This is a genomic window from Streptococcus sp. E29BA, from assembly GCF_041807805.1.
GTDB classification, from domain to species: Bacteria; Bacillota; Bacilli; order Lactobacillales; family Streptococcaceae; genus Streptococcus; species Streptococcus entericus.
On sequence record NZ_JBGTZA010000005.1, the window covers coordinates 49,048 to 75,174 of the forward strand.

General features: G+C 46.6%; 22 protein-coding genes and 4 pseudogenes. 25 read left to right on the top strand and 1 reads right to left on the bottom strand.

Annotated elements, in window-relative coordinates:
* The first annotated feature begins 41 nt into the window (after positions 1-41).
* The 11 genes from queG to carB all read left to right on the top strand — a co-directional run bounded on the left by queG (position 42) and on the right by carB (position 13,235).
* Entirely contained in the window at positions 42-1,169 is a 1,128-nt protein-coding gene (gene queG / locus ACERC8_RS01970) for a tRNA epoxyqueuosine(34) reductase QueG (protein WP_373658226.1), read from the top strand.
* Between the two features lie 111 nt (positions 1,170-1,280).
* Positions 1,281-2,385, top strand: a protein-coding gene (gene prfB / locus ACERC8_RS01975; protein WP_373658227.1) for a peptide chain release factor 2 whose coding sequence is annotated in 2 segments (ribosomal slippage) — positions 1,281-1,352 and positions 1,354-2,385 — 1,104 coding nt in all. Because the reading frame shifts where the segments join, the coding sequence is not laid out codon by codon here.
* 210 nt (positions 2,386-2,595) lie between these two features.
* Positions 2,596-3,288 carry a cell division ATP-binding protein FtsE gene (gene ftsE, locus ACERC8_RS01980; RefSeq protein ID WP_373658228.1) on the top strand — a complete coding sequence of 231 codons (693 nt, stop codon included), beginning with the start codon at positions 2,596-2,598 and terminating at the stop codon, positions 3,286-3,288.
* Positions 3,281-4,204, top strand: coding sequence for a permease-like cell division protein FtsX (ftsX, locus tag ACERC8_RS01985; RefSeq protein WP_373658229.1), 924 nt, complete (start codon positions 3,281-3,283; stop codon positions 4,202-4,204). Before ftsE ends, ftsX begins: the two co-directional genes overlap by 8 nt.
* A gap of 325 nt (positions 4,205-4,529) precedes the next feature.
* On the top strand, positions 4,530-5,216 hold the full coding sequence (pyrF, locus tag ACERC8_RS01990; RefSeq protein WP_373658230.1) for an orotidine-5'-phosphate decarboxylase: 687 nt from the start codon (positions 4,530-4,532) through the stop codon (positions 5,214-5,216).
* A complete protein-coding gene (pyrE, locus tag ACERC8_RS01995) occupies positions 5,213-5,842 on the top strand; it encodes an orotate phosphoribosyltransferase (RefSeq protein WP_373658231.1) in 630 nt (209 codons plus the stop codon). Before pyrF ends, pyrE begins: the two co-directional genes overlap by 4 nt.
* A 66-nt stretch (positions 5,843-5,908) precedes the next feature.
* On the top strand, positions 5,909-6,793 hold the full coding sequence (locus tag ACERC8_RS02000) for an aspartate carbamoyltransferase catalytic subunit (RefSeq protein WP_373658232.1): 885 nt from the start codon (positions 5,909-5,911) through the stop codon (positions 6,791-6,793).
* Between the two features lie 9 nt (positions 6,794-6,802).
* Entirely contained in the window at positions 6,803-8,065 is a 1,263-nt protein-coding gene (locus ACERC8_RS02005; RefSeq protein WP_373658233.1) for a dihydroorotase, read from the top strand.
* A gap of 1 nt (position 8,066) precedes the next feature.
* A complete protein-coding gene (locus ACERC8_RS02010; protein WP_373658234.1) occupies positions 8,067-8,993 on the top strand; it encodes a dihydroorotate oxidase in 927 nt (308 codons plus the stop codon).
* A gap of 9 nt (positions 8,994-9,002) precedes the next feature.
* On the top strand, positions 9,003-10,040 hold the full coding sequence (locus ACERC8_RS02015) for a carbamoyl phosphate synthase small subunit (RefSeq protein ID WP_373658236.1): 1,038 nt from the start codon (positions 9,003-9,005) through the stop codon (positions 10,038-10,040).
* Between the two features lie 18 nt (positions 10,041-10,058).
* Entirely contained in the window at positions 10,059-13,235 is a 3,177-nt protein-coding gene (gene carB, locus ACERC8_RS02020) for a carbamoyl-phosphate synthase large subunit (RefSeq protein WP_373658237.1), read from the top strand.
* Between the two features lie 63 nt (positions 13,236-13,298).
* Here the strand turns inward: carB and ACERC8_RS02025 are convergent, their stop codons facing one another.
* Positions 13,299-13,772 carry an LURP-one-related/scramblase family protein gene (locus ACERC8_RS02025; protein ID WP_373658238.1) on the bottom strand — a complete coding sequence of 158 codons (474 nt, stop codon included), beginning with the start codon at positions 13,770-13,772 and terminating at the stop codon, positions 13,299-13,301.
* Positions 13,773-14,012: 240 nt separating this feature from the next.
* On the opposite strand from ACERC8_RS02025, the gene ACERC8_RS02030 reads away from it, so the two are divergent.
* The 14 genes and pseudogenes from ACERC8_RS02030 to ACERC8_RS02095 all read left to right on the top strand — a co-directional run.
* Positions 14,013-15,545, top strand: coding sequence for a zinc ABC transporter substrate-binding protein AdcA (locus ACERC8_RS02030; RefSeq protein WP_373658239.1), 1,533 nt, complete (start codon positions 14,013-14,015; stop codon positions 15,543-15,545).
* Positions 15,546-15,795: 250 nt separating this feature from the next.
* Positions 15,796-15,966 (top strand): hypothetical protein, encoded by a 171-nt coding sequence (locus tag ACERC8_RS02035; protein ID WP_373658241.1) that lies wholly within the window; start codon positions 15,796-15,798, stop codon positions 15,964-15,966.
* 24 nt (positions 15,967-15,990) lie between these two features.
* Complete coding sequence (locus ACERC8_RS02040; protein WP_373658242.1) at positions 15,991-16,722, top strand: LPXTG cell wall anchor domain-containing protein; 732 nt, start codon at positions 15,991-15,993, stop codon at positions 16,720-16,722.
* A gap of 197 nt (positions 16,723-16,919) precedes the next feature.
* Positions 16,920-17,549, top strand: coding sequence for a uracil phosphoribosyltransferase (gene upp / locus ACERC8_RS02045; RefSeq protein WP_373658243.1), 630 nt, complete (start codon positions 16,920-16,922; stop codon positions 17,547-17,549).
* A gap of 177 nt (positions 17,550-17,726) precedes the next feature.
* Positions 17,727-18,317, top strand: a complete 591-nt coding sequence (locus ACERC8_RS02050) for an ATP-dependent Clp protease proteolytic subunit (protein ID WP_018369150.1) — start codon at positions 17,727-17,729, stop codon at positions 18,315-18,317.
* Between the two features lie 457 nt (positions 18,318-18,774).
* Complete coding sequence (locus ACERC8_RS02055) at positions 18,775-19,683, top strand: PhoH family protein (RefSeq protein WP_373658249.1); 909 nt, start codon at positions 18,775-18,777, stop codon at positions 19,681-19,683.
* 305 nt (positions 19,684-19,988) lie between these two features.
* Positions 19,989-21,718 (top strand): annotated as a pseudogene (locus ACERC8_RS02060) (ABC transporter ATP-binding protein).
* Positions 21,718-23,451, top strand: a pseudogene (locus ACERC8_RS02065) (ABC transporter ATP-binding protein). Before ACERC8_RS02060 ends, ACERC8_RS02065 begins: the two co-directional pseudogenes overlap by 1 nt.
* 8 nt (positions 23,452-23,459) lie before the next feature.
* Positions 23,460-24,407 carry a ribosome small subunit-dependent GTPase A gene (gene rsgA / locus ACERC8_RS02070; RefSeq protein WP_373658244.1) on the top strand — a complete coding sequence of 316 codons (948 nt, stop codon included), beginning with the start codon at positions 23,460-23,462 and terminating at the stop codon, positions 24,405-24,407.
* A gap of 113 nt (positions 24,408-24,520) precedes the next feature.
* Complete coding sequence (gene ybeY, locus ACERC8_RS02075; protein WP_373658245.1) at positions 24,521-25,015, top strand: rRNA maturation RNase YbeY; 495 nt, start codon at positions 24,521-24,523, stop codon at positions 25,013-25,015.
* A complete protein-coding gene (locus ACERC8_RS02080; RefSeq protein ID WP_373658246.1) occupies positions 24,996-25,439 on the top strand; it encodes a diacylglycerol kinase in 444 nt (147 codons plus the stop codon). Before ybeY ends, ACERC8_RS02080 begins: the two co-directional genes overlap by 20 nt.
* Before the next feature lie 12 nt (positions 25,440-25,451).
* Positions 25,452-25,607: pseudogene (locus tag ACERC8_RS02085) on the top strand (DNA mismatch repair protein MutT); the annotation flags it as partial.
* A gap of 162 nt (positions 25,608-25,769) precedes the next feature.
* Positions 25,770-25,949 (top strand): hypothetical protein, encoded by a 180-nt coding sequence (locus ACERC8_RS02090; RefSeq protein ID WP_373658247.1) that lies wholly within the window; start codon positions 25,770-25,772, stop codon positions 25,947-25,949.
* Positions 25,936-26,052: pseudogene (locus ACERC8_RS02095) on the top strand (replication initiator protein); the annotation flags it as partial. The gene ACERC8_RS02090 and the pseudogene ACERC8_RS02095, both read left to right, overlap by 14 nt.
* Positions 26,053-26,127: the final 75 nt, after the last annotated feature.

The following is a 26,127-nucleotide window of genomic DNA, read 5'->3' on the forward strand; positions in this document are numbered from 1 at the left end:
AGCTTCTTGCGCTTGTCACTTTTTTGGCGTACAATGAGAGTATGGATTTAGAGGCTCAGATTCAGCAACTCGCGCGAGAGATTGGCATTTCAAAAATCGGCTTTACCACGGCTGATGATTTTTCGTATTTGGAGAAAAGCTTGCGCGCAGCAGCTGATGAGGACAGGTTGTCAGGCTTTGAGCACAAAAACATTGAGGAACGTTTGGATCCCAAGCTGAGCTTGGCATCAGCCAAAACCATCATCTCCATAGCGGTTGCTTACCCCCATAAACTGCCGATTGAACCTCAAAAGACCAATTACAAGCGGGGTAAAATCACCCCAAACAGCTGGGGACTTGATTACCATTATGTTCTCCAAGACAAGCTCAATCGTTTAGCAGCAGGCATTCGAGAGTTGTGCAAGGCTTTTCCGTTAGAGCACAAGGCCATGGTGGATACGGGCGCTCTGGTTGATACAGCGGTAGCCAGACGAGCAGGGATTGGTTTCATCGGTAAAAATGGCTTGGTCATCTCCAAAGAATACGGCTCGTATATGTATCTGGGAGAGCTAATTACTAATCTGGAGATTGAGCCCGACCAGCCTGTGGACTATGACTGTGGGGACTGCAGGCGGTGTTTGTATGCCTGTCCGACGTCCTGTTTGATTGGGGATGGGAGCATGGACGCCAAGCGTTGTCTATCCTTTCAAACCCAGGACAAGGGCATGATGGCGCTGGAATTTCGCAAGAAAATCAAGATTGTTATCTATGGTTGTGACATCTGCCAAATCTGCTGCCCTTACAATAAAGGGTTAAATAATCCCTTGGCCAGCGAGATTGACCCTGAACTGGCTTGGCCAGAGCTGATTCCCTTCTTGGAATTGACCAACTCGACCTTCAAGGAAAAGTTTGGCATGATTGCCGGTTCTTGGCGAGGGAAAAATATCCTCCAACGCAATGCCATCATCGCCCTTGCCAATGCTCACGACAAGACAGCAGTCGTCAAGCTCTTGGAAATCATTGATAAAAACAATAACCCCATTCACACGGCGACAGCGCTTTGGGCCTTGGGGGAAATCATCAAAACACCGAACGATGATATGCTAGAGCTGGTGCTGGCGGTGAAGACGGACAACGCTGATATTCTGACGGAGCGTGAGCAACTGCTTCAAAAATGGCAAGTTAGCTAAAAATATGATAGAATAGAAAAGTTATGGCAGTTTCCTGCCAATTAACCGAAACGGACTAACACTGGGGTGCAGCTCTGCTATTGCCCTAAAAAAGAACCAGCGAGGTAAACTATGGATATGATTGACAGCCGCAACAAGATTGCGAACCTGCGTGCAAAGCTAACCAGCTTTGGGAGGTCTCTTTGACCTCGACCGTTTGGAAGAGGACATCGCGACCTTAGAGCACCTTATGACTGAGCCAGATTTTTGGAATGATAATCAGGCGGCGCAAAAGGTCTCTCAGGAGCTAAATGACCTCAAAACAACCTACCAGACCTTTCATGACATGACGGAGCTCTGCGACGAGTGCGAGTTGCTGCTGGAGATGGGAGCAGAGGACGAGAGTTTGTTGGAGGAGTTGTCTGACAGTTTGACGAGGCTTGAGGGTCTGATGACCAGCTACGAGATGACGCTACTCTTATCAGAACCCTATGATAGCAACAACGCTATTTTGGAGATTCACCCAGGCTCTGGTGGTACTGAGGCTCAGGACTGGGGTGATTTGCTGCTTCGCATGTACATGCGTTTTGGCAATGCTAGAGGGTTTAAGGTAGAAACCTTGGACTATCAGGCGGGAGACGAGGCTGGGATTAAGTCAGTGACCCTGTCTTTTCAAGGGCCAAATGCCTACGGTTTATTAAAGTCAGAGATGGGGGTTCACCGTTTGGTGCGGATTTCACCCTTTGACTCGGCGAAACGTCGTCATACCTCATTTGCCTCTGTTGAGGTCATGCCGGAGTTAGACGATAACATCGAGATTGCTATCCGTGATGATGAGGTCAAGATGGACACCTTCCGTTCAGGTGGTGCAGGTGGTCAGAACGTCAACAAGGTCTCAACAGGGGTGCGCTTGACCCACATTCCGACAGGAATTGTTGTCGCTTCAACTGTTGACCGCACCCAGTACGGCAACCGAGACAGAGCCATGAAGATGCTCCAAGCCAAGCTCTATCAGTTGGAAGAAGAGAAAAAGGCGGCTGAAGTGTCTGCCCTCAAAGGTGACAAGAAAGAAATCACATGGGGCAGCCAGATTCGTTCCTATGTCTTTACCCCTTACACCATGGTCAAAGACCATCGGACCAGCTATGAGGTTGCTCAGGTGGACAAGGTCATGGATGGTGAGATCGATGGCTTTATCGACGCCTACCTCAAGTGGAAAATGGGTGTGGATGAGTAAAACAAGCCAGTGGCTTGTTTTAGCCTGAGCTTGAAAATGAGATAGCGAGGGAAAGCCAGTGGCTTGTTTTGGCCTGAGCTTGAAAACGAGAGAGTGAGGAAAAGTTCTGCCCTTTGCATTCTTATTTATCTGAACCTCTTAGGTTTAGGATTTTCTGAGAAATAGCAGAGCTGAGCAACTGCTCTGAGCTGAAAAACGAAAGGAGTGTCTATGGCACTGATTGAATTACGCGATGTGATCAAGAAATACCATCGCTCGACAACTGCCTTGCGCGGTGTTGACCTTGATGTCAACCAAGGCGAATTTGTCTATATCGTTGGCCCCTCAGGGGCTGGTAAATCAAGTTTTATCAAACTGATTTATCACGAGGAAAAGGCGACCAGTGGTCGTATTAAGGTAGGTGAGTTTGATGTCACCAACCTCAAACCCAAACACCTGCCCTATCTTCGTCGCTCGATTGGCGTTGTTTTCCAAGACTATAAACTTCTGCCCCGTAAGACTGTTTTTGAGAATGTCGCTTACGCTATGGAAGTTATCGGTGAAAGACGTAAAACCATCAAAAAACGTGTTCCTGAAGTGCTAGAACTTGTTGGTCTCAAGCACAAGATGCGTGCCTTTCCTGACCAATTATCAGGTGGTGAGCAACAGCGTGTGGCTATCGCGCGAGCTATTGTTAACAATCCGAAACTCTTGATTGCTGATGAGCCGACAGGTAACCTTGATCCTGATAACTCTTGGGAAATCATGAAGCTTCTTGAGCGCATCAATATGCAAGGGACAACTATTTTAATGGCGACCCACAACAGCCAGATTGTCAACACCTTGCGCCACCGCGTTGTCGCTATTGAAAATGGGCGCGTGGTCAGAGACCAAGAGAAAGGAGATTACGGTTACGATGATTAGACCATTTAGACATTTTTGGGAAGCCGTGAAAGGATTGATTCGAAACGGCTTGATGAGTGTGATTGCGACATCATCTGTTAGCCTAACCTTGACCCTGTTGGCTTTCTTCTCAGTTATTATCATCAATGCGGAACGCCTAACAACAGGCGTTGAGGGCAATGTTCAAATCAACACTTTCCTTTTGTACGAATCAACGGATAATAACGAAACGATTGTCAATGACCGTGGAGAAACAGTGCCAAACCCTGATTATCACAAGGTTTATGATCAAATCATGGCCTTGCCAGATGTTGACCAAATCACCTTTTCTAGTAAGGATGAGCAGCTCGTTGCCTTGAAACAAACCATGGGTGAAGCTTGGGAAATCTATGATCAGGATAACCCTCTATCAGATATTTACATTGTTTCTACTAAGACACCTGATTCAGTTAAGTCGGTCACAGCTGCCATTGAAAAAATTGCTGGGGTTGACTCAGTGTCTTACGGCGGTCTGAAAGCTGAAGCTCTCTTCAAATTGGCGGATACTGTTCGAATTTGGGGGGTAGGCATTACAGCGCTCATTTTAGTCATGGCCATATTTTTTATTTCCAATACCATCAGAATGACCATTATCTCACGCAGCCGTGAGATTCAGATTATGCGTTTGGTTGGTGCTAAGAGCGGCTATATTCGCGGACCTTTCTTTATTGAGGGATCTCTTGTAGGCTTACTTGGGGCGATCATGCCTGCCTTATTGGTTTATTTTGGTTACCATTTTGCCTATAGCGAATGGAATCCTGGATTAGTTGTGCAGAACCTTTCTCTGTACCCACCAGTGCCTTTCCTATACTATGTTGTCGGCGGACTATTTGCTGTCGGGATTGTGATTGGTGCGATTGGGTCTAGCCTATCTGTCCGTAAATATTTGAAATTCTAAACAAAATCTCTTGCATTTTTTATTAGAATATGCTAGAATCAATTCAGAATATCTTTAAATTCGTCCAGAGAGGCGAGCAAGGTAACTGAATCTGACAAATAGCGTATGGGAAAATGGTTATGTTTTCTAGGCTTTATTGTGTTACCCGAACGATAGGGTAACGTTAGAAAAACAACCAGCTGACCCTAGCAGTCAAAGAGCATACACCAGAAATTTTATTGCTGATGATGTCTTTGCTGTATCCAACTTGTTGTGAAGCCATTTACAGGTGCCTTGTCGATGACAGGGCACTTTTTTGTTGCCTGAGGCTAATTAAGGAGGCGTGATGACAAAAACCATACTGGCACTGGATGTGCCTACTGCCGATCAAGCATGGGATTTGCTTGCTGATTTTCCAGAACCGATCTATGTCAAGGTTGGCATGGAGCTGTACTACGCTCTGGGGGCTGATTTTGTTAGTGAGTTGAAAGCTAAGGGATTTCAGGTTTTTCTTGACCTCAAGCTCCACGATATCCCAAACACCGTCGCCCAAGGCATGACCCAACTGGCGACACTGGGTGCGGACATGCTAAATGTGCATGCTGGAGGTGGCATAGCCATGATGACAGCGGCTGTCAATGCTGTCAAGTTAGTCAATCCAGATAGCCTCTGTATTGCAGTGACCATCCTGACCTCGCTTGATGATCAGCAACTCCAGAAAGAGCTTGGTCTCTCTCAACCTGCCCTAGAGACAACCTTAGCTTACGCTCGCAACGCTAAAGCAGCTGGTATGGACGGGGTGGTGTGCAGTGTCCATGAGGTAGCAGCCATTCACGATGCCTGTGGGGCGGACTTTATCTGTGTGACGCCCGGGATTTCTTTTGGAAATAGCCGAGCAGCTGACCAGAAACGGGTAGCGACACCGGCTCTTGCCAAGACAGCTGGGTCTGATTATATTGTCGTTGGGCGCAGCATCAGCCAATCAGCACACCCTTACCAAACCTATCTAGCTATTGAGGAGGAACTTCTATGACAAAAACTGCTCTTGCAAGACTGCTCTTAGAGACTAAGGCTGTCTTTCTATCACCAGATCAGCCCTTTACTTGGGCTAGCGGTATCCAGTCGCCGATCTACTGTGACAATCGCCGTGTACTGGCTTTTCCTGAACAACGTCGTCAGGTGAGGGATGCCTTAGTTGCCCAGATTCAATCCCTAGATTATGACGCCATCATGGGGACTGCCACGGCAGGTATCCCGATGGCTTCGATCTTAGCAGACCATCTCAATAAGCCACTGGGTTATGTCCGAAGTAGTCAAAAGAAGCACGGTCGTAGCCAGCAAATTGAAGGGTATCAAATCCCAAACACCAAGGTCGTCTTGATTGAAGACTTGATTTCAACTGGAGGTAGTGTTTTGGAGGCCGTTCACATCTTGCGTCAAGCTGGTATTGAAGTGGTTGGAGTTGTGGCGATTTTTACCTATCAGCTCAAGAGAGCCGAGAAGGCCTTTGCAGCAGCAAATGTGCCACTGTACACCCTGTCTGACCGAGAAACCTTGCTGAGGTTGGCTGTTGAAGAGGGCTATTTAGCACAATCGGACTTATCTCAGGTTCAGCACTTTTTTCAAGAACTTGATAAGCCGAGTATTGACACGAGCTAGAAAACTCATCTGTTTAGCTCAGCTATTTTCCCTAAACCAACCCTACGGGGTAAGAAAGGAGTTGTGATGATCAACCTTATCCGCATGTCGGACCTGACAACTGAGCAAGTCTATGGACTAATCCATCGAGCTTTGGCGCTGAAAGCAGGTAGCCCACCCCTGCATCGTTCAGATCTCTTCGTTTCTAATCTCTTTTTTGAACATTCGACCCGAACCAAGCACAGTTTTGAGGTGGCAGAGCAAAAACTGGGGCTTCGTGTTATCAATTTTGACGCGGATACTTCCTCAGTCAACAAAGGCGAAAGTCTCTACGATACCTGTCAGACTATGGCAGCTATTGGTTGTCAGTTGCTGGTTATCCGCCACCCTAAAGAGAATTATTATACTGATGAACTAGCGGGTCTGACGGCGCCAGTAATCAACGGAGGTGACGGCAGCGGTGAACACCCCAGCCAGTGTCTGTTGGATCTGATGACCATTTATGAGCGTTTTGGTCGCATTGAAGGGCTCAGGGTAGCTATTGTTGGCGACATCAAGCACTCTCGAGTAGCCAGAAGCAATTACCATACCTTGAAAAGGCTAGGCGCGACGGTTGTCTTTGTCGGTCCAGAAGCTTTTGAGGATAAGACCTTAGGTGAAATGGTTGATTTTGACACCGTTTTACCAGAGTTGGATGTCTGCATGCTTTTACGTCTGCAGCATGAGCGGCATTTTGGAACGAAATTGTCAGACATATCAAGCTATCATCAGGCTTATGGGCTGACCTTGGAACGCTACAAGAAACTCAAACAAGAGGCGATTGTTATGCACCCTGCTCCTGTTAACCATGGGGCGGAGATTGCTAGCCAGTTGGTGGAAGCGGACAAGTCAGTTATTTTTGAGCAGATGACCAATGGTGTTTTCATGCGGCAGGCGATTTTAGAGCACATCATCACCGGCAACAACTTATAGGAGGGACAGATGTTAATCACAAATGCCACGATTTTCCTAGACGGAAAGTGGGTTAAGCGAGACATTCTCATTGCCCAAGGGTATATCGGAGAAATAGCCGAGCGGATTGATCCGATAGGGGATGAGGTACTTGATGCAGCTGGTCGCTATGTGTCGCCAGGCTTCATTGATGTTCATGTCCACTGGCGAGAACCAGGTTTTCCGCACAAGGAAACCATTGCTCAGGCCAGTCGAGCGGCTGCCAGAGGTGGATTTACAACAGTCATGCCCATGCCAAACCTCAATCCTGTCCCAGACAGTCGAGAACATTTGCAGCAGCAACTAGACTTGATTGCCCAGCATAGTGTTATCAGGGCGCTTCCTTATGGCGCGATTACCAAAGAGGAAATGGGGCAGGACTTGGCAGATATGACGGATTTGGCACAGCGTGTTTTTGCCTTTAGTGATGATGGGCGTGGGGTTCAAGATGCCAATACCATGTATGAGGCCATGCGTTTGGCAACTTCATTGGGCAAGCCGATTGTCGCTCATTGCGAGGAAAATTCTCTTATACGAGGCGGTTGTATGCACGAGGGTAAACGTAGTCAGGAGCTAGGGTTGCCAGGCATTCCGTCTGTTTGTGAGAGCGTGCAGATTGCCAGAGACATCTTATTGGCGGAAGCCACAGGTTGCCATTATCATGTCTGCCATGTTTCCACCGAAGCCTCGGTGCGCTTGGTGCGCGAGGCCAAGAAAAATGGCATTCGAGTGACTTGCGAGGTTTGCCCTCACCATCTGGTTAGCGACGAGATGGACATTACTCACGATACTGGCCTGTGGAAGATGAACCCGCCTTTACGGTCAACTCAGGATAGACAGGCTCTGATTGAGGGGCTTTTGGATGGCGCCATTGACATCATCGCCACTGACCACGCGCCGCATGCGCCTGAGGAAAAAAACTGCTCCATGACCCAAGCAGCTTTTGGTATCGTCGGTAGTGAAACGGCTTTTGGTTTGCTTTACACTCATTTGGTGCGGACAGGGATCTTACCGTTGGAAAAATTGCTGGCGCTGATGACTGAGGACGTGGCAACCTGTTTTGATTTGCCTTATGGTAGGTTGACGGTTGGCAGCTCTGCTGACATGGTGATTTTAGATACCGAGACGGCTTATGCCATCGACCCAGACCAGTTTCTCAGCAAAGGCAGAAATACCCCTTACGGTGGACAGACCGTTTATGGGAAAGCATTGGTGACCATTTATCAAGGACAAATCGTTTACGAGGAGAAATAACATGACCAGATTACAAACCACTCTTGGACAATTTAGTTTTGACAGCTGTGTGATGAATGCCTCTGGTGTTCATTGTTATGACCGAACTGAACTGGATGACTTGCGGGCATCTAAGGCGACCACCTTTGTCACCAAGTCTGCTACGCTCAATCCACGCGAGGGCAATCCGACACCGCGTTACAAGGCAGTACCGCTAGGGTCTATCAATTCCATGGGCTTGCCAAATTTGGGCATTGACTACTATCTGGACTACCTCAAAACGGTAGAGGTTGGGGGGAGCTCGCCATTCCTATCCGTGACGGGGCTGTCTCGTGAGGAAACTCATACCTTGCTCAGGAAAATCCAGTCTTCTAGCTACAATGGTCTTGTGGAGCTCAATCTTTCTTGTCCCAACCTTATCGGCAAACCCCAGCTGGGCTATGACACCGAAGGTGTCAACGAACTCCTGACAGAAGTTTTCGCCTACTTTGACCAGCCTTTGGGAGTGAAATTACCGCCTTACTTTGATCTCACTCATTTTGACCAAATCGCCAAGGTGCTCAATCAGTTTCCCTTGACCTTTGTCAATACGGTCAACAGTATCGGCAATGCCCTCTACATTGACGACGAGACGGTAGCTATTAAGCCCAAAAATGGGTTTGGGGGTCTTGGAGGAAGTTACATCAAGCCGACAGCTCTGGCCAATGTCCATGCCTTTTATCAGCGGTTGAAACCATCGATTGCTATCATCGGAACAGGTGGTGTGAGCTCTGGTCGTGATGTCTTTGAGCATATCCTCTGCGGTGCACGTCTGGTGCAGGTCGGAACAGCTCTTCAGGAGGAGGGCCCAGCGATTTTTGACCGCTTGGAGGCAGAATTGCGGAGCATCATGGCTGAAAAAGGCTACGAATGTTTAGATGATTTCCGTGGAAAATTGCACTATTTGTAAGGAGAGAACATGGCAAAACGGTATTTAATCTTAGAAGATGGCACAGTGTTTGAGGGAGAAGCCTTTGGAGCTGATGTGACAACAACTGGTGAGCTGGTCTTTACAACAGGTATGGTTGGCTACCAAGAAACCATTACAGACCCAGCTCATGCTGGTCATCTTGTGGTTTTTACTTACCCAACAATTGGCAACTATGGGCTAAATGCTGATGATGATAATTCTTTCTATTCAGACTGCCGAGGTGTTATTGTTTATGAATGGGGAAAAGAGGGCAGTAACTGGCGCAGTCAGATGACCTTAGATGAGTTTTTGCGCCGCAAAGGGATTCCAGGTATTTCTGGTTTGGATACGCGAGCGCTGACGCGTTTGATTAGAGACAGAGGCTCTATTAGAGCACAGTTGACCGACCAGCGAGATGAGCCCAATCAGGTCGAAGCAATTGAGCAGAATCTCGTTGACAGGGTATCGACCAAGACAGCTTATGCCTTGCCAGGGACAGGTCGTCGTGTTGTGATCCTTGATTTGGGACTGAAACAAGCCCTGTTAAAAACACTTAAACACTTAGACTGGCAAGTTACGGTTGTGCCTTGGGATAGCTCAGCTGAACAGATTCTAGCCCTAGCCCCAAGTGGACTGATTTTGTCCAGCGGTCCTGGGAGAGCTCACCAGCTGCCACAGGTGGTTGAACTAGTCAGGAGCTTGCAGGATAGTCTGCCAATTTTGGGACTTGGTTTAGGTCATCGTGTTTTGGCACTAGCTAATGGGGCTAGGGTCGAGCGTTTGGCTGTTGGACATCACGGGACTAACCATGCGGTGCGTGAAATAGAGACAGGGCGCGTGACCTTTACCTTACAGAGTCAAACAGAAGCGGCAGTGGACGCTGACTTGCCAGAGCAACTAGAGGTGTTAGCCCGTCATTTGAATGACCAAAGCATTCAAGCGACCAGACACCAGAGCCTCGCTGTGATGGGCATTGACTATGAGCCGACACGTCAGACCTTTATGGACTGGCAAGAACTCATGACCAAAAGACAAGAGCAAATCTAAAACGTAGAGGGGGATACTATGCCAAAACGCACAGACATTAAGAAAATCATGGTAATCGGCTCTGGACCAATCGTGATTGGCCAGGCAGCCGAGTTTGACTATGCTGGAACTCAGGCCTGTTTAGCACTCAAGGAAGAAGGTTATGAGGTTGTCCTTGTTAATTCCAACCCAGCCACTATCATGACTGACCGAGAAATTGCGGACAAGGTTTATATCGAACCAATTACCCTAGAATTTGTTTCTCGCATCTTGCGCAAAGAGCGACCAGATGCCTTGCTGCCGACACTTGGTGGTCAGACTGGGCTCAATATGGCCATGTTGTTATCCAAAGAAGGCATTTTAGATGAGTTGGGAGTTGAACTCTTGGGGACTAAGCTATCTGCCATTGACCAGGCAGAGGATCGTGACCTCTTTAAGCAGTTGATGGAAACTTTGGGTGAGCCAATTCCAGAGTCTACTATTGTCACAAGTGTTGATGAGGCCCTGGAGTTTGCTGAGCGTATCGGTTATCCGCTCATTGTTCGCCCTGCTTTTACGCTTGGTGGTACTGGGGGTGGACTTTGTGCCAATGAAGCAGAGCTACGAGAAATTGCAGAAAACGGCCTTAAACTCTCACCCGTTACGCAGTGCTTGGTGGAGCGTTCCATCGCAGGTTACAAGGAAATTGAATACGAAGTGATGCGTGACTCAGCAGACAACGCCTTGGTGGTCTGCAACATGGAAAATGTTGATCCAGTAGGCATTCATACAGGCGACTCGATTGTGGTGGCGCCGACGCAAACCTTGTCTGCCATCGAGTGCCAGTTGATGCGAGATGCTAGTCTCAAGATTATCAGAGCCTTAAAAATTGAGGGCGGTTGTAATGTTCAGTTAGCGCTTGATCCGCATAGTTTTAAGTATTATGTTATTGAGGTTAACCCTCGCGTATCTCGCTCGTCTGCCTTAGCCTCTAAGGCAACAGGTTTTCCGATTGCTAAGTTAGCCGCTAAAATAGCAGTTGGTCTGACCCTCGATGAGATGAAAAATCCAGTCACAGGGTCAACCTATGCCATGTTTGAACCGAGCATTGATTATGTGGTGACCAAACTGCCCCGTTTTCCATTTGACAAGTTTGAGTCTGGAGATCGCCAGTTAGGTACTCAGATGAAAGCAACTGGGGAGGTAATGGCCATTGGTCGTAACATCGAGGAGAGCTTGCTCAAAGCCATCAGATCTCTAGAAATCGGAGCCCACCACAATGAACTGCCAGAACTCCGTCAAGTATCAGATGATGAGATTGTGAAGCGACTGAGCAAGGCACAAGATGACCGCCTCTTTTACCTGTCTGAAGCTATTCGTCGAGAGTGTGAACTGGATATGCTTTACGACTTAACAGGGATTGATCGCTTCTTCCTCACGAAATTGGTTAACATTTATCAGTTGGAGCTTGCTTTAGCCAGTCAACCTAATGAGCTACAGCTCTTGAAACTGGCCAAGCAACATGGTTTTTCCGATCGCAAGATCGCAGAGCTGTGGCAGGTGGATAGCTCTGCTATTCGCCAGAAACGTCTGGAAAACGGCATCACGCCGGTCTATAAGATGGTGGATACTTGCGCGGGTGAGTATGCTTCTGAGACGCCGTATTTTTACTCTACTTACGGTCTTGAGAATGAGTCTGTGGCTTCTGGTCGACCATCTGTGCTGGTGTTAGGGTCTGGTCCTATCCGTATCGGGCAAGGGGTAGAGTTTGACTATGCGACGGTGCATTCGGTCAAGGCCATTCAGACGGCAGGTTATGAGGCGATTATCATGAACTCTAACCCAGAAACGGTTTCGACCGATTTTTCAGTGTCAGATAAGCTCTACTTTGAACCGTTGACTTTGGAAGATGTGCTTCATGTCATTGACCTTGAGCAACCGATTGGGGTCGTGGTGCAATTTGGTGGACAGACGGCAATCAATCTAGCTGAACCTCTTGCCCAGGCAGGTGTTAAGATTTTGGGGACACAGGTGGCGGATCTCGACAGGGCAGAAGACCGTGATCTTTTTGAGCAGACCCTGCGAGAGCTTGACATCCCGCAACCACCAGGACAAACTGCTGTTGATGAAGAAGGTGCGGTGCAAGCTGCCGCTCGTATCGGTTATCCGGTGCTTGTCCGCCCATCGTATGTTCTCGGTGGTCGTGCCATGGAAATTGTCGACAAGGAGGCTGATCTTCGCAACTATATGCGGACGGCAGTTAAAGCCAGCCCAGACCACCCCGTCCTAATTGATTCCTACATCATTGGTCAAGAGTGCGAAGTTGATGCCATTTCGGATGGTCAGACAGTTTTGATACCAGGTATTATGGAACACATTGAGCGGGCAGGAGTTCACTCTGGGGATTCGATGGCTGCCTACCCGCCGCAGACTCTGACAGAGGCGGTTCAAGACACCATTGTGGATTACACCAAGCGTTTGGCTATTGGGCTCAACTGTATTGGTATGATGAATATTCAATTTGTCATCAAAGATGAGCAAGTCTATGTGATTGAGGTTAACCCGCGTGCCAGCCGGACAGTGCCATTTCTCTCTAAAGTTACAGGGATTCCAATGGCACAGGTCGCGACCCAACTGATCTTAGACAAAACACTAGATGAGCTTGGCTACGTTGATGGTCTCTACCCAGAAAGTCCGCAGGTTCATATCAAAGCTCCTGTCTTCTCCTTTACCAAGTTAGCCAAGGTTGATAGCTTGCTTGGTCCTGAAATGAAATCTACAGGCGAGGTGATGGGGACAGACCGTACGCTTGAAAAAGCGCTGTATAAAGCCTTTGAAGCCAGCTATCTTCATCTGCCAAGTCATGGCAACATTATTTTTACCATTGCTGATGAGAGCAAGGGGGAGGCTTTAGATCTCGCAAGACGTTTCCTAGCTATCGGTTATGGCTTAATCGCAACTGCAGGCACAGCGCGTTACCTGATTGAGCAAGGTTTGCCAGTTCAGACAGTCCCCAAAATCGGTGATGGAGGAGCTGATATTTTAAACTCGATTCGTCAGGGCAAGGTTCAAGCCGTGATTAACACTTCCGGTCTCGACCGAACAGCAGGGCAGGACGGGGCAAAAATCCGTCAGGCTGCTATTGAAAATGGAGTTCCGCTTTTCACCGCTTTAGATACGGCTAAAGCTATGCTGAAAGTGCTGGAGAGTAGAAGTTTTATGGTACAGACCCTTTAGACAAAAAGCGCCCTCAGTGAGAAACAGGACACTGAGGGCGTTTTGAGCGATAAGAAATCCACACTATTTCTGCATAAGAGCAGCATCGATAGCTGTTAAAACAGCAAGGATTGTGACAGGATCAACGGTTTGGTCAATAAGTTCAAAAGCATAAGCGCCTTCTTGCAGAAGACCTTGCCTATTGATGATTGCAATAACCTCACCGTTGTTGTTAAAGAGTTTGTACTCGCGTGATAGGAACTTTCCTTCCACAGACCAGTCTAGACCAGTAATGGTGAATTTTGGCTTTAAGGATAGGTTTTTCTTGGTGACGTTGGCAATTAATTGATCATCTCGTAGGATATTGTAACTGTAGTGGGTTAACGAGATTTTTTGCTTGAGCAGGGCTAATTCTTGGTCATCTGCATTAAAAATAGTCGTTTTTGCACCGAACATCAAGGTGTTCCCACGAATTTTATAGGCAAGTTTTCCAGCTTCATCAATGACATCAAAGGCCTGATAGACAAGCGAGCCGGCATAGTTAACGACAAATTTCATATAAAATCTCCTTATAAGATATCGTTTATAAAAGATTCAACCTCAGTTGTAATTGGGTGATTACTACCCCATCTTAAATAGGACAACTCTGATTGAATGCTAATTATCTCATAGAAATTATTAAAACGCAAATACTTTGATTATCAAACAATAACAGCAAATTTTGTGCTTGACAAATTTGGTCAAGATGATATAATTTACTGGTTGACCTTTAACTGGTTAAAATAAAAGGAGAAAGAGATGAAAAGAAAACTACTGGCAGTTGTTGGCTTACTAAGTCTTTCGACATTGGGCTTGGCAGCCTGCTCGGCTAACAATTCGTCCAAAACGGATGAGAAACTAGAGGTGGTTGCAAGTTTTTACCCCATTTATGAGTACACCAAAAACATCGTTGGTGATGAGGGCAATGTTGAACTCTTGATTAAGGCAGGAACTGAAGTACACGGTTTTGAGCCATCAACCAAGGACATCGCTAAAATCCAAGACGCTGATGCCTTTGTCTATGATGATGAGAACATGGAAACCTGGGTGCATGATGTCGAGGAAGCTGTTGACACGGATAAGGTGACCTTTGTCAAGGCGACTGGGGACATGATTTTAGCGCCTGGTGTCACTGAAGAGGAGCATGACCACGCTGACCACGATCACGGTGAAGAGGGACACACCCATGAACTCGATCCCCACGTTTGGTTGGCACCGAGCTTGGCCATCAAACTGGTGGAAAATATCCGTGATGACCTCAAGGCAGAATTTCCAAAATCAGCAGGCGCTTTTGAAAAGAATGCTGCTGCTTACATCGCTAAGCTAGAAGAACTGGACAAGGAATATGATACTGCTCTGGCAAGCCCAAAACAAACCAGCTTCGTTGTCCAACACGCCGCCTTTGGCTACTTGGCACTGGAGTATGGCCTGACCCAAATCCCTATCGCTGGGGTATCGGCAGATAGCGAGCCATCAGCCAAACGCTTGGCTGAGCTAGCTGAATACGTTAAGGCTAACGGCGTCAAGTACATTTATTTTGAAGAAAATGCCTCCTCAAACGTTGCCAAAACTCTGGCAAATGAGGTTGGGGTGGAGACAGCTGTCCTCAACCCGCTGGAAAGCCTAACAGAGCAGGAGATGGCTAAGGGAGCTGATTATTTCTCTGTCATGCGAGACAACCTGAAAGCTCTGCTATTGACCACAGAAACAGCTGGCGATGCCATCAAGCCTGAAGAGGACAAGACCAAGACGGTTTATAAGGGGTACTTTGAGGACAAGGACATCACTGACCGCACATTAGCGGACTGGGATGGCGACTGGCAGTCGGTTTACCCTTATCTGGTCGATGGTACACTTGACCCTGTCTGGGACTACAAGGCTAAGACTGGCAAGACCATGATAGCTAGCGAGTATAAGGACTACTACACTGTTGGTTACAAGACCGATGTTGATAACATCATCATTGACGGCGACAAGAACACCATGACCTTTGTCCGTGGTGGCGAGAAGAAAACCTTTACCTACAAGTATGTCGGCTACGAAGTGTTGACTTATAAAAAAGGCAATCGTGGCGTGCGTTACCTCTTTACAACGGATGACGCTGATGCTGGTGAGTTCAAAAATATTCAGTTTAGCGACCACGCCATCGCACCGCAAGACTCTGAGCACTTCCACATCTACTGGGGGGCTGAGGATCACAAGGTCTTACTCGAGGAGCTGGACAACTGGCCAACCTATTACGAGACTGGCTTGACTGGTCGTGAGATTGCTCAGGAGATTGTGGCTCACTGATTGATGACAGATAACGGCTTTGGCCGTTTTTTGTCTGTCAAATAGCAGAGCAGAGTAAGCTGGAAAGATCTAAAGTTCCTGAGGAGTGCTTGAAAATTCGTGAAAATCACTGAAAAGACCTGCCTTCGGCAGGTTTTTGCTGTTTTTTGAACAAAAAACTTGACAAAATGCCTATATACTAGTATATAGAGCTTGACTTTTCAAGCCAAGCTCTTCTAAACAGCAACTATTTATAAAAAAGGAGGAGTTTATGAAAAAACTTCTAAAGTATGGCGTGACCAGCCTGACACTGGTAGCGCTTGGGGCAGTTGCAACAGCAACTGAGTTGCCTGTGATTGGTACGACGGTTGTGAGGGCTGAGGAAAATGTTGCTCAAATGAAAGTTATAGCATCATATGGTTACTCTGAAGATGGCGAGTGAGGGACACTTTTAAGTGAGACTTTTTTGCTGTCTCCAGGAGAGTCAGTTACAGTTGAAGCTAAGGAGTTCCCAGGATTTATATTTATTGATTTTAATAATAATGGGATATCTCGAAATGGTTTCACCTATACCTATGAAGACATTAAAAGGGATAATCTCTTAGGCTTCGCTTTGGCTGGATTTAGTTACTCCAAAGATAATCCTGCTTCAGAACCATCTAACAATGGTAATAACCAAGATAACCAGCCTGACAACCAAACTCCACCATCAGCTGGCAATAGTAACCAAGGTGAGGCTACCCCACCAGCTCCGCCAACTACCAACGATGGCACAAATACTGAAAACCCACCAATTAACAACGGTAGTGGGAACACGATTACACCACCAGCCACAGGCAATAACGGCACAACAAGCCCAACCCCAATCACCCCAGCCCCACAAGCACCAGACTTGTCGCCTGTACGTGCCCAGATTTTGGCGCAAATCGATCAGTTTAATCTTACTGACGAGCAAAAAGGCGACTTGGCAGTTCTCATCAGTTTTGCTGAAACGGCTGAAGATTTGGATAAAGTCAAGGCTCAGTTTGCCAAACTGACCAAACCAGCTACATCAGCTACTGAAGCAACAAAAGCAAAAACAGAGAGCAAAAACACCTTACCACAAACAGGTGAGGCTAGCTCCCTTGCACTAACAGGTTTGGGTCTGGTAGCGACCTTGGCAAGCCTTGGCTTGGTTCATCGTCGTCAGATTAACTAGTCAAACATAAGACCGACAACTACAAAAGCTGTCGGTTTTTTGCTGGTTCAATCAGTAAAAATGAGTTAACGACGGTTATCCCAGAATGTCAAAAAAGAGCTCTGCTATTTTTCAAAAGAATGCATATCAGAGATGAAAAACGGGCGCAACTATGCTATAATAGTTAAGATAACAAAATAGAAAAGGTGGTTTTCATCATGGAAAAATGTCAGGTTATTTCGCATCCGCTGATTCAGCACAAGTTGTCTATCCTGCGGCGGACAACAACATCAACCAAGGATTTTCGTGAGTTGGTTAATGAAATTGCCATGTTGATGGGTTACGAGGTATTGCGTGATTTGCCTCTTGAGGACGTTGAGATTGAAACCCCTATTACCAAGACTGTGCAGAAACAGTTGACTGGTAAAAAGTTGGCTATTGTGCCAATTTTGCGGGCAGGTATCGGCATGGTGGATGGTCTTCTGAGCCTTGTTCCTGCGGCTAAGGTTGGGCACATCGGCATGTACCGTGATGAGGAAACCTTGACACCTGTTGAGTATTTGGTTAAATTGCCAGAGGACATCGACCAGCGCCAGATTTTTGTGGTTGATCCGATGTTGGCGACTGGTGGCTCAGCCATCCTAGCGGTTGATTCTCTGAAAAAGCGTGGCGCAACCAATATCAAGTTTGTCTGCTTGGTTGCAGCGCCAGAAGGGGTCGAAGCCCTCACAGCAGCCCACCCAGATGTGCCAATTTTCACGGCAGCATTGGATGAAAAACTCAACGAAAACGGCTATATCGTTCCAGGTCTTGGTGATGCGGGTGACCGTTTATTTGGGACTAAGTAGGTCTTGACACCGACAGGTTCTTAAAGATAGTTTAGTCGATACTAGTCAACAGAAGGGAAGAGGGCGATAGCTAAATCACCTTCCTTTCTTTTTGCTAAAAATGATAAGTTTTTTATTTGACCATTTTTGACCAATCGCTTATAATAGACCTATACTGAAACAAGAAAAGGAGACATTATGATTCCAGTAGTTATTGAACAAACCAGCCGTGGGGAACGTTCCTACGATATTTATTCTCGCTTATTAAAAGATCGTGTCATTATGCTGACAGGACAAGTTGAGGATAATATGGCAAACTCTATCATTGCCCAGTTGTTATTTCTAGATGCTCAAGACCCAACCAAAGACATTTACCTCTATATCAATACCCCTGGGGGATCTGTTTCTGCAGGTCTTGCTATCGTGGATACCATGAACTTTATCAAAGCTGATGTGCAGACGATTGTGATGGGGATGGCAGCTAGCATGGGAACAGTTATCGCTTCAAGTGGAACTAAAGGGAAACGGTTCATGTTACCAAATGCCGAGTACATGATCCATCAGCCGATGGGAGGTACTGGTGGCGGTACTCAGCAGACCGATATGGCTATTGCTGCTGAGCACTTGCTCAAGACCCGTAAACGTTTAGAGCAAATCTTAGCTGATAATTCTGGTAAGACTGTTCGTCAGATTCATAAAGATGGCGAACGCGATTACTGGATGACAGCTGAGGAAACCTTGGCTTATGGGTTTATTGATGAAATCATGACGAATAATGATTTGAAATAAGAACTAAAAAATGAGGAAGCTAGGATAATAATCCTGGTTTTTTCATTTTATTAGCGCTAACGAGGCGAAAAGAGTGGTTTGGAGCAACTGTTATCGGCTTTGCTGATTTTAGAGTTGCCCATGCACGGGTCATTAGGCGCTTTCGTGCCAATGTCTAATTGTCAAGTGTCTCAAGGCGTATAATCTTTGAAAGCTGAACCGTGAACACCTTGATCCCTGACAAGCAGATGTCGTCAGCTGAGTAGTCCTACTTAACTTTTCAGAGAGGGGTAACGGCTAATCAATTTCTGTCGAATTGTCCCCCTCTATTTTTGAGAAATAATCAGTTAGTCTGCCTGAACAGCTCTGCTATTTCCCAAAAAAAACACAGCTTTTATGGTATAATAGACGAAAGAGAAAAAAGGAGAAAAACTTGGAAGATTTTTCATTGGACATTCGCTTAAAACACCCTGATGATATGCTAAGCTTGTTTGGCAGTAATGAGCGCTACCTCAAGCTAATAGAGCAAGAGCTTGGTGTTACTCTGCATGCTCGGACGGAAGTGGTGCAGGTGCTGGGCGAAGAGGCAGCGGTTGAGTTGGCGAGATTGGTCATCGAGGCTTTGCTGGTGTTAGTCGGACGAGGCATGGTCATCGCGACACCTGATGTTGTGATGGCGATCAGTATGGCACGCAGCGGTGAGATGAACAAATTTGTCGCTCTCTATGAAGAGGACATCATCAAAGACAGCTACGGTAAGCCAATTCGAGTTAAAACGCTGGGTCAGAAGGTCTATGTCGATAGTGTCAAGAGCCATGATATCGTCTTTGGGATTGGTCCAGCAGGGACAGGAAAGACTTTTTTGGCGGTGACCTTGGCGGTAACAGCCCTCAAGCGGGGACAGGTCAAGCGGATTATCCTGACCCGCCCTGCGGTTGAGGCTGGTGAGAGTCTGGGCTTTTTACCGGGTGACCTCAAGGAAAAGGTCGACCCGTATCTGCGCCCTGTTTATGACGCCCTTTACCAGATTTTGGGCAAGGAGCAGACCGCTCGCTTGATGGAGCGGGAGATTATCGAGATTGCCCCTCTAGCCTACATGCGGGGACGGACACTGGACGATGCCTTTGTCATTCTAGATGAGGCACAAAACACTACCATCATGCAGATGAAGATGTTCCTGACCCGTCTGGGCTTCAATTCTAAGATGATTGTCAATGGTGATATCAGTCAGATTGACCTGCCCAGCAAGGTCAAGTCAGGCTTGATAGATGCCACAGAAAAATTGCAGGGCATTGCTGCGATTGACTTTGTGCATTTTTCCGCTAAAGACGTGGTGCGGCATCCTGTGGTAGCAGAAATTATCCAAGCGTATGAGGCAGAAGCTTAAGAATAATAGCAGAGCGTTTTCGTGAGTTTTGGAAAAAATTAGTGGAAAAATAGCGAGTAGCGACAGCAGGTAATGACATAAAAGAAAAAATTCACGATTCCCTTGACAAGTCAAGAATCTATGTTATAATAAATACCATCAAAACAGGAAGGAGTATAGCCATGAACACAGTAATCATGATTAATGTTAGACGTATACATGGAACAAGCCTCCTTTCTGACAAGCAAGAATAGGTCTATTTTTGTAGACCGTTGACCTGGGTGGCTATGTCCATCTAGGTTTTTTGTGTTTTTAAGGAGGAAGAGATGTTTGGTTTGATTTGGAGTTATATGCGGCAACACAAGTGGCGCTATTTATGGATTGCGGTTTTGATTGTGGTCTATGATGTGACCTTGCTAGTACCGACAAAGGTGACGCAGCGATTGGTGGATGAGCTCTCTCAGAAAAGTCTAACCCAAGAAAGTTTGATGAATGACATTTCGTTTTTGGTACTTGTTACCTTCATTGGCTATGTTTCTTCTCATCTTTGGCATAAATAGTTGTTCCAAGGATTGGTGGATTTTAAGTTTGGCTTGCAGCAGCAGGCATTTACGAAGCTGGTTCGTATGCGAACACCTTTTTATGAAAAATTCCGATCAGGGGATATGTTGACCCGCTTTTCGACCGATGTGGAAGGGTTGATGGAATTAGTAGGCTATGGATTGATGATTGTGGTGTATGCTGGAGGAATGATTGCCTTTATTCTTCCTGCTATGCTGATTTTATCCTGGCAAGTTACGCTTGTCTCCATGTTGCCCCTGATTGTCATGATGGCTTTGATGTATGCGATTAGTCGCAAACAAGACCAGTTGATCGAAGACAACCGTGAGGCGGTTGCCCAGCTTAATAATGAGGTTTTGGAAGTCGTAGAAGGGGTTCAAGTAACCCGTGCCTATAGCAGAAAAGCAAAATACAGAGTGAGCAGTTCCGCAAACGGACTCATGAATTGGCAGAGACAGGTAATCGTATTGGAGACTGGCAGTCTCTCTACAATCCAGTTGTGGTAACGCTACCAGGAATATCGACGGTAGAGGTCTTGTGGTTGGGAGCTCACTTTTTACAAAAAGGAGCTATTAGCCTCGGTCAGGTGTTGGCCTTACAATTGTATATGGTGTCTTTGATTGAGCCTTTTTGGATGATAGCGGATTTGTTATTGGTCTATCAGACAGGGAAAACTTCTTTTGAAAAAATCCATGAACTGATTGAGACTGGTGACGACATGGAAGCAGATGGTCAGCTCGTGCTGACAAAACCGCAGACCTATGCTTTTGAAAACTATCAGTTTACTTATCCGCAGGCAGAGCGGTACAGTTTACTAGGCATCAACTGGGTCTTGCAGGCAGGTCAGACGGTTGGGATTGTCGGAAAAACGGGTTCAGGTAAGACAACCTTGGTCCGTCAGTTTTTACGCCAATACCCTCTTGGTCAAGGGGCATTCACCATTGACGGGCGGTCTGTCTTGGACTATCGGCGGCGTTCGATTGAGACCTTGATTGGCTATGTGCCGCAGGAGCATGTGCTCTTTTCTAAGTCGGTCAGAGACAATATTCTGCTGGGAAATCCTGCTGCGTCAGCCCAGGATCTGGCAGCAGCGATTGAGATGGCGGCCTTTACTGAGGATGTTGAACGGATGGCAGATGGTTTGGAGACCATGATTGGGGAGCGGGGCTTGTCCATTTCAGGTGGGCAAAAGCAGCGGATTTCCATCGCTCGTGCCCTGATTCGTCAGCCAGAACTGCTGATTTTGGACGACTCATTGTCTGCGGTCGATGCCAAGACTGAACGCCAGATTATCCAGCGCTTGCAAGAGGAACGGCGAGGCAAGACCAACCTTATCATTGCCCACCGCTTATCTGCGGTTCACCATGCGGATTGGGTCTTGGTTTTAGATGACGGACAAATCATCGAAGAGGGACGACCAGCAGACTTGCTGGCAGCAGGTGGCTGGTATGTCGACCAGTACAACCGCCAGCAAACACAAAAAGGAGGGCAATAATGAAAGTTATTCTGAGCTTAATCAAGGAGATCAAGCAGGTTAAGTGGCTCTTTTTCTGGGCAGTCGTGCTCTTTTTACTAGTAACAATAGCTAGTCAGTTAGCCCCCATGATACTTCAGACCGCGATTGATGCTCATCTGAGTTCACTGACGGGACAAACTGTCTTTCAAGCGGCAGCTTTTCTTCAACTGATGAGTGGCTACTTGCTCCTCTTACTCATGGGAGCGGGATAAACTTACTGGGCGTCACGTTTGCTACGGCGGTCGGGCAATCAAATCGTTGCAGATTTGCGCAATCGCGCTTACGATGTGATGCAGAATTTGCCGATTGCTTACTTTTCAGACAAGCCAGCAGGGCAGTTGGCGACACGGATTGTCAACGACACAGAGACCTTGCGCAATGATTTCTACGGGATTTTGGTCAATCTCCTGACCAATTTCTTACGGGTGGTTTTAACCTATGGGATTGTTTTTTATTTGAATCCTGCTCTGGGAGCTATCTTGCTCTTGCCAGTCTTTTATCTGGTGCAGCTGCTTTACAAGAAACTGACAGACCAGCCGACCAAGGACTTTTTTGAGGCCAGAAGTCAGGTCAATACTCAAGTCAACGAGACCATGAATGGGGCTAGTCTCTTGCAACTTTATGGTCAGGAGGAGGCAGTTCTAAGCGAGTTTGAAGCAGCTGCAGGTCATTTGTTGGATGCCGACAAGCGGATTATTTGGGGACAGTCTATTTCATCTTGGCCTTTGACAGAATTTATTCGTAATCTGGTCGTGACAGTCATTTTGACCTTGGTGGGTTACCAATTTCTCTCTGGAAAGGTAGCCATTACCCCTGGACGGCTCTTTCTCTACCTCAACTACATGGTGGACTTGTTTGATTTGATGGGTGCGCTGGTGCGGCAATTTCCCAATATTCAGCGTTCTATCGAGACTGGTAAGCGAGTTCAAGAGTTGCTGGGTGAGGAGACCGAGATGGATGCGGCAGCAGAGCTGGTGATGACAGATGGTCGTGTGATCTTTGACCATGTTAGCTTTGCTTATGAAGAGGGGCAAGCGACCCTGTCAGACATCAACCTCGTCGCTGAGAAAGGGCAGACCATCGATCTGGTCGGACATACAGGTTCTGGTAAGTCTTCTCTGATGAACTTTCTCTACCGTTTTTATGATCCAATTCAAGGACAGATTTTGGTGGATGGTCAAGCTATTGACCAGTTTTCACGAGAAAGCCTGAGGCGCTATATGGGCATTGTCTTGCAAGATCCTTACCTATTCACAGGCACCATTGCCAGCAATGTTGCCATGGATCAGGCGGATGTAGATGACGAGGCCATTATCGTAGCTCTGGAGAAAGTTGGAGCAGCTGATTTGTTAGCTAGACTAGACAAGGGCATCCATGAGCCTGTGGTGGAAAAGGGAGCAGCCTTCTCCAGCGGCGAGCGCCAGCTCATTGCCTTTGCTCGAACGCTCTTTTCCAATCCCAAGCTCTTAATCTTAGATGAAGCGACATCGCATATTGACACAGAGACGGAAGAGGTCATCCAGCGAGCCATGGAGGTGGTCAAAGAAGGTCGCACAACCTTTATCATCGCTCACCGCCTGTCCACCATTCAACACGCTGACCAGATTTTGGTCTTGGATAAGGGGCGTATCGTCGAGCGAGGCAGGCCTGAGGACTTGCTGGCTCAAGATGGAGTCTATGCCCACATGTATCAGATTCAACAGAACGTTTAGGTGATTTGATGGAAAACTATGGCTATGGTTTAAAACCGAGGTCAGACCAAAAACAAGACGGTAGACTAGTGTCTGAGACCAGGCAGAGCTATCAAATTGGTTTGGTCACAGGCGAGGTGATTACGGTCAAAAAACGTTATGGAGAGCCCAACTATGTGGTTGGCGATCTTGTTCAGTTAACTGAACAGAAGGGGCGATTGGTGATTGAACGCTTGTTGGCGCGTGAACAGGTAGTCAAAAAAGTAGTTAATCATAGCCTGAAAGACTATCGTCAGTTAGAAGCCAGTCAGATTCTAGCTAGCAATGTGGATCAGCTCTTTATCCTGATTGCGCTTGACCAGAATTTCTCTCTATCTAAGCTAGAGCGATTTATCCTTGTCTTTCAGCAGGACGGACAAGAACTCCATGTTCTGCTGACTAAGAAGGATTTATGTTCGCAGGTGGATGACACATTAGCGCATTTATCCAGTCTCTATCCTCATATTCGCTTTACAGCTTTAAGCATCTTTGATGACCAATCCCTTGCTGTGGTTAAGCGCCAGCTCATTCCACAAAGCAGAGGTTTGATGATTGGTGCTTCAGGGGCAGGAAAGTCCAGCCTCCTTAACCGTTTGCTGGGGCAGGATTTGGAGCGAACTGAGGCGGTGAAAAAGCGTGATGGCAAGGGCAAGCACACCACGACAGGGACGACCCTCCATGTTTTGGAGGAGCTGGATTACTGTTTGATTGATAGCCCTGGTTTTAAGGGGATTGACAGTCAAGAGGCGGTTTCAGCAGTCAGCCTTTTTGATGATATTGTGGCTTTGGCTGACAGCTGTAAGTTTTCGGACTGCCAGCACAAGACAGAACCTGGCTGTGCGGTTAAGGCAGCAGTTGTCAGTGGTGATCTTTCTAAGGAAAAGTTGGATTGCTATCACTATCAGGCCGACAACATTAAACAGTTTACTGCAAGATGAGCGTAAAAAGGTGGCAGGCGATCTGCTGCCTTTTCTTTCTTGGGTTATCTTCTGCATTTTATAGGGAAGTATGTTATAATAAGGCAAAGTAAAGAAGAGAGGTGAGTTGTGTCATGTATATTGAACTCATTGATGAAACTGGACAGGTCTCTGAGGAGATATTGACCCAAACCAGAGAAATTTTAGAATTTGCGGCAGCTAAGTTGGGCAAGGTCGGCAAGGAAATGGCAGTGACCTTTGTGGACAATGCCCGCAGTCACGAGTTAAATGTGCTCTATCGCGGTGTAGACCGACCAACCGATGTGATTAGTTTAGAATATAAGCCAGAAATGCCCATTGTCTTTGATGATGAGTTAGCAGAAGATACTGATTTAATGGAGATGATGGCGGAATTTGATAGTTACATCGGTGAGTTATTTATCTCCATTGACAAGGCGGCAGAGCAGGCTCTAGCGTATGACCATTCCTACGAACGAGAGATGGGCTTTTTAACAGTGCATGGTTTTTTGCACATCAATGGCTATGACCATCAGACACCAGAAGAAGAAGCAGAAATGTTTGGCTTGCAAGAGGAGATATTGACAGCTTATGGACTTAAAAGAGACTGATGTAAAGGTTTATCAAAAATCTGACCCCATTGAGCCCAAAGCAGAGCGTCAAAAGTGGAAAAACAGCAATTTCATCAATAGTTTTGAATTTGCTTGGTCAGGCATAAAGACAAGTTTTGTGCAAGAGCGCAACATGAGACAGCATGTACTATCAGCAGCTGTCGTTCTTCTTGCCGGTCTGTTTTTCAAGGTGTCTACGACTGAGTGGCTGATTTTGTTGCTTTGCATCTTTGGAGTGATTTGCATGGAAATTGTCAATTCAGCCATTGAAAACGTTGTTGACTTGGCGAGTGATTACCATTTTTCTATGCGAGCAAAAAATGCTAAGGACATGGCAGCGGGAGCGGTTTTGATGATGTCTTTTTTAGCTGTTATTGTTGGCTTCATCATCTTTTTGCCCAAGTTATGGGCTTTGTTCTCCTGAGAAAGGAGCATCATGACGCAAGATTATATTTCTTATATCCGCTCAAAAGTCGGACATGACAAGATTATGCTGACCTTTGCTGGTGGGATTTTGACCGACGAAGCAGGTAGGATTCTCTTGCAACGGCGGGGTGATTTTAACAGTTGGGGTCTTCCTGGGGGGGGATTGTGTCATAATAATGACAGGTGCTTAAAACGCTGATAAATCAAGGATTTGGGCGTTCTACAATCTGTCATGAAGGAGGACATTATCACATTTTAGATAATAATATTATTGCTTAGGCAAGAACAGTTTAGAGTGTTCTTGCCTTTTTTGTTTAAGGAGGACAGATTGGAATTTGCAGAATTAACTCGTGGTGGTGTTGCTGCCTATCTTATGCTTGTCATGGGAGTGCCAGCACCACAAGCCCATCAACTACTTGATGAATTGGAGTCAAGCGGCTTAGTTAAAGTAACGACAAGCGGACAAGTAGCTATTAAATTATTGGAGGAACAGAATGAAACGCATTAGTGCAAATCACTACCAAACATCTGAAAGGTACTACAAGCTCCCCAAACTCTTGTTTGAGAGTGAGTTATACAAAGACATGAGACTAGAGGTTAAGGTGGCATACTGAATCGGTTACACTAAACTAGACAGAATTTATAAAGTGTTCTACACTAAAGAAAACAGGAGAACTCTATGTCTA

What these genes read in the sequence shown, in the direction of transcription:
- ybeY (WP_373658245.1), top strand. Translation starts at nt 24,521, where the DNA reads ATGTATATTGAACTCATTGATGAAACTGGACAGGTCTCTGAGGAGATA.
- ACERC8_RS02055 (WP_373658249.1), top strand. Translation starts at nt 18,775, where the DNA reads ATGCTAAGCTTGTTTGGCAGTAATGAGCGCTACCTCAAGCTAATAGAG.
- carB (WP_373658237.1), top strand. Translation starts at nt 10,059, where the DNA reads ATGCCAAAACGCACAGACATTAAGAAAATCATGGTAATCGGCTCTGGA.
- ACERC8_RS02050 (WP_018369150.1), top strand. Translation starts at nt 17,727, where the DNA reads ATGATTCCAGTAGTTATTGAACAAACCAGCCGTGGGGAACGTTCCTAC.
- upp (WP_373658243.1), top strand. Translation starts at nt 16,920, where the DNA reads ATGGAAAAATGTCAGGTTATTTCGCATCCGCTGATTCAGCACAAGTTG.
- ACERC8_RS02005 (WP_373658233.1), top strand. Translation starts at nt 6,803, where the DNA reads ATGTTAATCACAAATGCCACGATTTTCCTAGACGGAAAGTGGGTTAAG.
- ACERC8_RS02010 (WP_373658234.1), top strand. Translation starts at nt 8,067, where the DNA reads ATGACCAGATTACAAACCACTCTTGGACAATTTAGTTTTGACAGCTGT.
- ftsX (WP_373658229.1), top strand. Translation starts at nt 3,281, where the DNA reads ATGATTAGACCATTTAGACATTTTTGGGAAGCCGTGAAAGGATTGATT.
- pyrF (WP_373658230.1), top strand. Translation starts at nt 4,530, where the DNA reads ATGACAAAAACCATACTGGCACTGGATGTGCCTACTGCCGATCAAGCA.
- ACERC8_RS02035 (WP_373658241.1), top strand. Translation starts at nt 15,796, where the DNA reads ATGAAAAAACTTCTAAAGTATGGCGTGACCAGCCTGACACTGGTAGCG.
- ACERC8_RS02030 (WP_373658239.1), top strand. Translation starts at nt 14,013, where the DNA reads ATGAAAAGAAAACTACTGGCAGTTGTTGGCTTACTAAGTCTTTCGACA.
- ACERC8_RS02000 (WP_373658232.1), top strand. Translation starts at nt 5,909, where the DNA reads ATGATCAACCTTATCCGCATGTCGGACCTGACAACTGAGCAAGTCTAT.
- rsgA (WP_373658244.1), top strand. Translation starts at nt 23,460, where the DNA reads ATGGAAAACTATGGCTATGGTTTAAAACCGAGGTCAGACCAAAAACAA.
- ACERC8_RS02015 (WP_373658236.1), top strand. Translation starts at nt 9,003, where the DNA reads ATGGCAAAACGGTATTTAATCTTAGAAGATGGCACAGTGTTTGAGGGA.
- ftsE (WP_373658228.1), top strand. Translation starts at nt 2,596, where the DNA reads ATGGCACTGATTGAATTACGCGATGTGATCAAGAAATACCATCGCTCG.
- ACERC8_RS02080 (WP_373658246.1), top strand. Translation starts at nt 24,996, where the DNA reads ATGGACTTAAAAGAGACTGATGTAAAGGTTTATCAAAAATCTGACCCC.
- queG (WP_373658226.1), top strand. Translation starts at nt 42, where the DNA reads ATGGATTTAGAGGCTCAGATTCAGCAACTCGCGCGAGAGATTGGCATT.
- pyrE (WP_373658231.1), top strand. Translation starts at nt 5,213, where the DNA reads ATGACAAAAACTGCTCTTGCAAGACTGCTCTTAGAGACTAAGGCTGTC.
- ACERC8_RS02025 (WP_373658238.1), bottom strand. Translation starts at nt 13,772, where the DNA reads ATGAAATTTGTCGTTAACTATGCCGGCTCGCTTGTCTATCAGGCCTTT.